The sequence below is a fragment of the Streptomyces sp. SID11385 genome, from assembly GCF_010548245.1.
In the GTDB taxonomy this organism is placed as follows: domain Bacteria; phylum Actinomycetota; class Actinomycetes; order Streptomycetales; family Streptomycetaceae; genus Streptomyces.
Window position 1 is genome coordinate 1 of the sequence record NZ_JAAGLR010000881.1, and the last position, 7,540, is coordinate 7,540.

Annotated in this window: 4 protein-coding genes and 2 pseudogenes; 2 read left to right on the plus strand and 4 right to left on the minus strand. The window is 74.1% G+C overall.

What is annotated here, in order from left to right; translation table 11 throughout:
- A pseudogene (locus G3I42_RS26900) lies at window positions 1–860 on the plus strand (hypothetical protein); the annotation flags it as partial.
- Between the two features lie 102 nt (window positions 861–962).
- Here the strand turns inward: G3I42_RS26900 and G3I42_RS26905 are convergent.
- Window positions 963–1,490, minus strand: a complete 528-nt coding sequence (locus tag G3I42_RS26905; protein WP_164290165.1) for a TetR/AcrR family transcriptional regulator — start codon at window positions 1,488–1,490, stop codon at window positions 963–965.
- 114 nt (window positions 1,491–1,604) lie between these two features.
- Between G3I42_RS26905 and G3I42_RS26910 the strand changes: the two genes are divergently transcribed.
- Window positions 1,605–2,312 (plus strand): MBL fold metallo-hydrolase, encoded by a 708-nt coding sequence (locus G3I42_RS26910; RefSeq protein WP_164290167.1) that lies wholly within the window; start codon window positions 1,605–1,607, stop codon window positions 2,310–2,312.
- A 123-nt stretch (window positions 2,313–2,435) separates the two neighbouring features.
- Here the strand turns inward: G3I42_RS26910 and G3I42_RS26915 are convergent, their stop codons facing one another.
- The 3 genes and pseudogenes from G3I42_RS26915 to G3I42_RS26925 all read right to left on the minus strand — a co-directional run.
- Window positions 2,436–2,831 (minus strand): transcriptional regulator, encoded by a 396-nt coding sequence (locus G3I42_RS26915; RefSeq protein ID WP_164290169.1) that lies wholly within the window; start codon window positions 2,829–2,831, stop codon window positions 2,436–2,438.
- Window positions 2,832–2,989: 158 nt separating this feature from the next.
- Window positions 2,990–6,898: an ABC transporter ATP-binding protein gene (locus G3I42_RS26920; protein WP_343244679.1), complete on the minus strand. Its 3,909-nt coding sequence runs from the start codon at window positions 6,896–6,898 to the stop codon at window positions 2,990–2,992.
- A 116-nt stretch (window positions 6,899–7,014) separates the two neighbouring features.
- Window positions 7,015–7,540: pseudogene (locus tag G3I42_RS26925) on the minus strand (peptidase); the annotation flags it as partial.

The following is a 7,540-nucleotide window of genomic DNA, read 5'->3' on the forward strand; positions in this document are numbered from 1 at the left end:
TGCACCGGCCGTTGCGGCGGGCCGCGCCCCTGGCGGCGGTGGCCGGCGGCGTCGTGGCGGGCGCGGTGCCGTGGGTCGTGGAGGCGTACGGGCGCTGGGGCGGGATCGGCGAGCGCTTGCGGGTCTCCAGCGACGTGCAGGGCGAGATGGGCCTGCGCTGGGCGGGCGGCGACGCCTGGCTCAGCGTCAACGGCCCGCTGCTGTGCCGCCCGTGCGACATCACCCCGTACCAGCCGTGGCTCACCTGGTGGTGGCTGCTCCTGCCGGTGCTGGCTCTGGTGTGCGCGGTACGGGGGCGGAACGGGGCCGGGCGGCGGATCACGGTGTGGCTCCCGCTCGCCTGCGCGCTCGCGCTGAGCGTCCCGTACCTCCTGACCCTCGGCTACTCGGCCCCCCGCTTCTTCCTCCCCGCCTACGCGCTCCTCGCGCCGCCCCTCGCGACGACCGCGCTCGACGCGGCACGCGGTCGCCGCCCGTACCTCGTGGCGCTGTGCGCGGTGCTCGCGCTGTACGGGGTCTCGCAGACCACCGGCTTCTGGCGCAACCTCATGGGCGCCCGCCACACGACCCACCGCTACGAGACGGTGGCGGCCCACCTGCACCGGGCGGGCATCCGCCCCCCGTGCCTGATCACCGGCGCCCAGACCCCACCCATCTCCTACGCCGCCGGCTGCGCCTCCGGCAACCTGGCGGGCAACAACAAGAACCTCACCCACGCCACCCTCCGCACCCGCACCACGCGGATCCCGGTGGCCGCCATCACAGCCGCCAACGCCAACCCCCCGTCCTACGCCCGCACTTGGCGCCCCCTGCCCCTACCGGGAACGGGACTGCGGGCGTGGATCGCGGGACGGGGGTGACGGGGCGGCTGAAGGGGCGGGGCGAGGGGCTGGGGTGGCGGGGTGGCGGCGGCTGACGGGGCGGGGGTGAGGCGGCAGGCGCCCAGCCCCCTCCCCTCCCCCTCACCGCGCCAGCCCCTCGTACAACGCCTCCAGCCCGTACGCGAAGGCCCTGTCCACGTCGCCTCCCAGGCGGAAGGAGCCGCTCAGTTCCATGCTGATGAAGCCGGTGAGCCAGGCCGTGACGAAGCGGGCCGCTTCCAGGGATTCCTCGGGGCCCGTGAGGACGGCGGTCGCGTCGATGAGGGGCTGGGCGGCGCGGGCGAGGGCGGGGCGGGGGGCGTGGGTGGAGTGCATCACGAGGCGGAACGCTTCCGGGTGGGCGGTGGAGAAGGCGCGGTAGCAGCGGGCGATGGCGGGGAGGGTGCCGTCGGTGGCCGTGATGCGGTCGGTCAGGTCCTCGACCGTCGCCTCGGCCACGGCGTCCAGGAGGGCCGCGCGGTTGGCCACGTGCTTGTAGAGGGACGGGGCGCGGACGCCGACGCGGGTCGCGACCTTCTGCATCGTGAGGCCCTGGGGGCCCTCGGATTCCAGGAGTTCACGGCCCGCCGCGACGATGACGGCGAAGGAGGTCTTCTCGGGGCTCGGCATGGTCCACCTTTCGGGAGCGGCAGCGAAGGCTATTGACTGTAGCCATCATAGCTATGTACCTTAGCCGTGAAAGCTAAACCGCTTAGCCATCGATCGGGCCCCAGGAGTCACGCCATGCAGCTCGCCCCGCACCTCCACCGCCTCGGCAACGACATCGTCGCCTCCTACCTCATCGACACCCCCGAGGGCATCACGCTCGTGGACGCCGGGCTCCCCGGGCACTGGAACGACCTCCAGCGCGAGCTGCGCGCGCTCGGCAAGAGTGCCGACGACATCCGGGGCCTCGTCCTCACGCACGGCGACTCGGACCACATCGGTTTCGCCGAGCGGCTGCGCGCCGAGCACGGCGTCCCGGTGTACGTGCACGAGGCGGACGCCCACCGCACCCGTACCGGCGAGAAGCCGAAGACCCCGGCGGGCCCGATGCGCCCCGGCGCGACGCTCGGCTTCCTCGGCTACTCGCTCCGCAAGAACGGCCTGCGCCCGAAGTACGTCGCCGAGGTCACCGAGATCCACGACGGCGATGTCCTCGACCTCCCGGGCAGCCCCGTGATCATCGGCATGCCGGGCCACTCCCCCGGCAGTGTCGCCGTCCACGTCCCCGTCGCGGACGCGGTCTTCGTCGGCGACGCCCTCACGACCCGCCACGTCCTGACCGGCCGGACGGGCCCCCAGCCGGCCCCCTTCACCGACGACCCCGCCGAGGCCCACGCCTCCCTCTCCCGCCTCGCCCCCCTCCCCGCCTCCTGGGTCCTCCCGGGCCACGGCACCCCCTGGCACGCGAGCCCGGCGGAGCTGGTGGAGCGGATCGAGAAGGCGTGACGAGACCGGGTGCGCCCGGAGTGTCCGCAGCCCCCTTCGGCTCCCTTCCGGGCCGACGCCCCGTGCGGTTCACTCCCGGACCACGACCCGTTCGGTTCACTCCCGGACCACGCCCCGTTCGGTTCACCCCCGAACCGGCGCCCCTTCGCCCGCCTCGCCCCACCTCTCCGTCGGCTCCCCTTCGCCCGCCCCCTCCCGCCCCGCGAACACGAACGACGCCTCGTCCCTGTCCAGCCGGATGCGGAGCACCGCGTCCAGCGCGCTCGCCAGTCCGGCGAGTGCGATGAGGGGCGGCACCGGGGCAGCGCCTTCGACCTCCCCGACCCGCGACACCGGAACCCGCCACCGAAGCGCCAGCTCTTCGGGCGAGAGAGCGAGTGCGGTCCGCCGGTCGTACACCGCCTGCCTGAGCGCGAAGGGGTACCCGGCCTCGGCATAGGCGGGGTCGGCCGGGGGTTCGCGGAGGTAGCGGCGGGGATAACCGGTGTGCGTCACCCGGGGCTTGCTGCTGTGCGTCACCCGGCGATCATGGCCCGCGAGGCGGGGGCTCCGTGAGCGGTACGGCCGGTGCGCGCCCGCCCTCCGGACGAACGCCCTTCGCCACGGGCCGAATTCAGCACCTCCGCGATCGACGCGCGCGGCACCGCCACGCGCCCTCTCTCACCACCCGCGCCCCCTCACACCACCCGCGCCCCCACCGTCTCCGTCCCCCCGTCCCCGAAGCCGTCCCGCGAAGCCCCCGAGTCGCCCGTCGCCGGGACCGTCTCGCCCAGGAACGTGCGCCACAGCCTCGCGTACTTGCCGTTCAGGGCGAGCAGGTCCGCGTGGGTGCCGTCCTCTGCGACGCGGCCCTGGTCCATCACCACGACGCGGTCCGCGCGGGCGGCCGTCGTCAGGCGGTGGGCGACCACCAGCGTCGTACGACGGCCCGCGAGGCGTTCCGTGGCGCGGGTGACCTGGGCCTCGCTGGCGAGGTCGAGGGCCGCCGTGGCCTCGTCCAGGAGCAGGATGTCCGGGTCCACCAGCTCCGCCCGCGCCAGCGCGATCAGCTGCCGCTGGCCCGCCGAGAGGTTGCGGCCCCGCTCCGCCACCTCGTGGAGGTAGCCGCCGTCGAGCGAGGCGATCATGTCGTGCGCGCCGACCGCGCGGGCCGCCGCCTCCACCTCGGCGTCGCTCGCCTCGGGCCGCCCGTAGGCGATCGCGTCGCGGATCGTGCCCGCGAAGAGATACGCCTCCTGCGGGACGACGCCGAGCCGGTGCCGGTACTGGGCGAGGTCCACATCGCGCAGGTCGGTGCCGTCGACCGTGACGCGGCCCGAGGTCGGGTCGTAGAAGCGGGCGACGAGCTTGACGAGCGTCGACTTGCCCGCGCCCGTCTCGCCGACGAAGGCGACGGTCTGGCCGGCGGGCAGGGTGAGGTCCACGTCGTGCAGCGCCGTCTCGTCCCCGTAGGCGAAGTCGACGTTCCGGAAGGAGATCTCGCCCCGCAGCCGCTCGCCGACCGGGAGCGGGCGGGCGGCCTGCCCGGTCGAGGTGGGCTCGACGAGGAGTTCCTGCACGCGGCCGAGCGAGACGCTCGCCTGCTGGTAGCCGTCGAAGACCTGCGAGAGCTGCTGGATCGGCGAGAAGAAGAGGTCGATGTAGAGGAGGTACGCGACGAGCGCGCCGGTCGTGAGGGTCCCGGCGTCGACGCGGTGCGCGCCGACGGAGAGGACGAGGACGGTCGCGGCGGTGGAGAGGAGCTGGACGAAGGGGAAGTAGACGGAGATGAGCCACTGGCCCCGTACCCGCGCCTGCCGGTACGCCCGCGCGTCGCGCGAGAACTTCTCGTAGCCCGACTCCTCGCGCCGGAACGCCTGCACGATGCGCAGCCCCGCGACCATCTCCTGGAGCTCGGAGTTGACGGTCGAGATCCGCTCGCGGGCGAGCTTGTAGGCGCGCACGCTGCGCTTGCGGAAGAAGTACGTCGAGACGATCAGGACGGGCAGCGTCGCGAAGACGAGCAGTGCGAGTTCGACGTCGATGACGAGGAGCGCCGCCATGATGCCGAAGAAGGTGACGACGGAGACGAAGGCGGTGACGAGGCCGGTCTGAAGGAAGGACGACAGGGCGTCGACGTCCGTCGTCATGCGGGTCATGATGCGGCCGGTCAGCTCGCGCTCGTAGTAGTCGAGACCGAGCCGCTGGAGGTGCGCGAAGATCTTCAGGCGCAGCGAGTAGAGCATCCGTTCGCCGGTGCGGCCCGTCAGGCGGTTCTCGCCGAACTGGGCGCCCCACTGGAGAAGGACGGCGCCGAGGCCGAGGAGCGCGGAGAGCCACACGGCGCCGAGCGCCATGCGGTTGACGCCGTCGTCGATGCCGTGCCGGATGAGGACAGGCAGCGCGAGGCCGAGGCCCGCGTCGACGGCGACGAGCAGGAGGCTGAGCGTCAGCGGGCGGCCGAAGCCGCGCAGCAGGCGGCGCAGCCCGTAGGCGTCCTCGGGCGCGACGGCGCGCGCCTCGTCGATGTCCGGGACGTCGTTCGCGGCGGGCAGCGCGTCGACCTGCGCGAGGAGTTCGGGCGTCGCGGGCATGCCGTCGAGGGCGGTGTCGCGCGGGGTGCGGTCGCCGGTCCACAGCTGGGGGGTGATGCCGCGCTCGGCGTCGTACTCGGCGTCGAGTTCGGCGCGGACGGACTCGTCCTCGGGCCGGTCGTGCGGGAGGACGTGGCCGGGCGAGACGCCGCCGAGTTCCTCGGGGTCGGTGAGGAGGCGGCGGAAGAGGGGCGAATCGCGCTCCAGTTCCTCGTACGTGCCGACGGCGGCTATCCGCCCGGCGTCCAGGACCGCGATGCGGTCGGCGAGGGCGAGCGTGGAGCGGCGGTGGGCGATGAGGAGCGTCGTACGGCCCGCCATGACGCCGCGCAGGGCCTCGAAGATCTCGTGCTCGACGCGCGCGTCGATCGCCGAGGTGGCGTCGTCGAGGACGAGGAGGCGGGGGTCGGCGAGGATCGCGCGGGCGAGCGCGACGCGCTGCCGCTGGCCGCCCGAAAGAGTGAGTCCCTGTTCGCCGACGACGGTCTCGTAGCCGTCCGGGAGGTCCGTGATGAAGCCGTGCGCCTGCGCGGCGTGCGCGGCGGCCTCGATCTGCTCGCGGCTCGCGTCGGGGTGCCCGTACGCGATGTTGGAGGCGATCGTGTCGGAGAAGAGGAAGGAGTCCTCGGGGACGAGGCCGATCGCGGCGCGCAGCGAGGACATGCGCAGCTCGCGCACGTCGTGGCCGCCGACGAGGACGGCGCCGTGGCTCACGTCGTAGAAGCGCGGGAGGAGGAGGGAGACCGTGGACTTGCCGGAGCCGGAGGAGCCGACGAGGGCGACGGTCTCGCCGGGCGCGACGGTGAGCGAGAGGCCGTCGAGGACGGGCCGCTCGTCGTCGTAGCCGAAGCGCACGTCGTCGAACTCGACGGTCGCGGGGGCGTCGGCGGGCAGTTCGCGGGTGCCGTCGGCGAGCGTCGGCTCGGTGTCGATGAGCTGGAGGACGCGCTCGACGCCCGCGCGGGCCTGCTGGCCGACGGTGAGGACGACGGCGAGCATGCGGACGGGGCCGACGAGCTGGGCGAGGTACGAGGAGAAGGCGACGAACGTGCCGAGCGTGATGTGGCCGCGCACCGCGAGCCAGCCGCCGAGCGCGAGCATCGCGACCTGCCCGAGCGCGGGCACGGCCTGGAGCGCGGGCGTGTACTTGGCGTTGAGGCGGATGGTGCGCAGCCGCCCGGCGAAGAGGCGGCGGCCGACCTCGCGCAGCTTGCCGGTCTCCTGCTCCTCCTGCCCGAAGCCCTTGACGACGCGGACCCCGGAGACGGCGCCGTCCACGACGCCCGCGACGGCGGCGGCCTGCGCCTGCGCGTACCAGGTCGCGGGGTGGAGGCGGCTGCGGGAGCGGCGGGCGATGAAGTAGATCGCGGGGGCGACGGCGAGGGCGACGAAGGTGAGCGGGAGGGAGAGCGTCGCCATGATGATCAGCGACATGACGAAGAGGAGGACGTTGCCGATCGTCATGGGCAGCATGAAGAGCAGGCCCTGGATCAGTTGGAGGTCGCTCGTGGCGCGCCCGACGACCTGCCCGGTGGACAGCTCGTCCTGGCGGCGCCCGTCGAGGCGGGTCAGCGTGCGGTACATGTCGCGGCGCAGGTCGAACTGCACGTCGAGCGCGAGCCGGCCGCCGTAGAAGCGGCGCAGGTACGCGGTGACGTAGACGGCCACGGCGGCGCCGAGCAGCAGCCCGCCCCACGTGGCCATCGAGCGGGAGCCGCCGATCACGTCGTCGATGATGACCTTGGTGAGCAGCGGGATGAGCGCCATGACGGCCATCCCGGCGAGCGAGGCGCCGAGGGAGAGGATCACGTCCTTGCGGTAGCGCCAGGCGTACCGGGCGAGGCGCCGTGCCCAGCCGGGGCCCCCGTCGGGGGGCCGGGGGGCGTCGGCGGGCGCGGTGGGTGCCGCCGCGCCCTTCCCGGTACGGGTGTCCCGCTCGCGTCCGCCGGTACGGGTGTCCCGTGCCCTGTCCGGTTCCCGCTCCGGGTCCCGGGCCTGTGCTCCTGCCGCCACGCATGCCTCCTGCTCGATCCGTCTCGCCGCTGGCGCCAACACCCGGAGCTGCGGATTTCATCCCGCCGTTACGTGGCGCAACGCGGCGCGGGGCGTGCGGCGGGGGCGTGCGGGGCTCATTCGGGCCTGGCGAGGGCGGGGACGAGCTTGCCCGCGTCCACCGTCCCGAGGCCGCTCGCGAGGTCGTAGCCGCGCCGCGCCCGGTAGCCGCTCGTGCCCTCGGTGGCGTTGTCGCCCGTCGTGACGTCGCGGACGCCGCCGCCCCGGCCGAGCCGGTAGAGGGCGGGGTTGACCGCGCCGAGGCCGTGGCCCGCGCGCTGCGCGGCGAGTGCGACGATGCCGCCGAAGAGGGGGGCGGCGAGGCTCGTGCCGAGCATGGGCACCCAGGCGCCGCGCCCGGCGTGCGTGAACCAGACCATGGTGGACCCGGCGGCGGAGGCGCTGAGCGAGACGTCGGGGACGCCGCGCCGGGCGCCGGTCACGTCCCGTACCCCGTCCTGGTAGCGCGGCCTGCGCATGAGCACCGAGGTGCCGCCGCCGGGGGCGCCGCCCTTGTCGTTCCACACGGTGTCGGCGGTGCGGCGGTGGCCCGCCTCGTCGAGGGTGACGCGGGTGCCGCCGACGGCGGTCACGGAGGGGTCG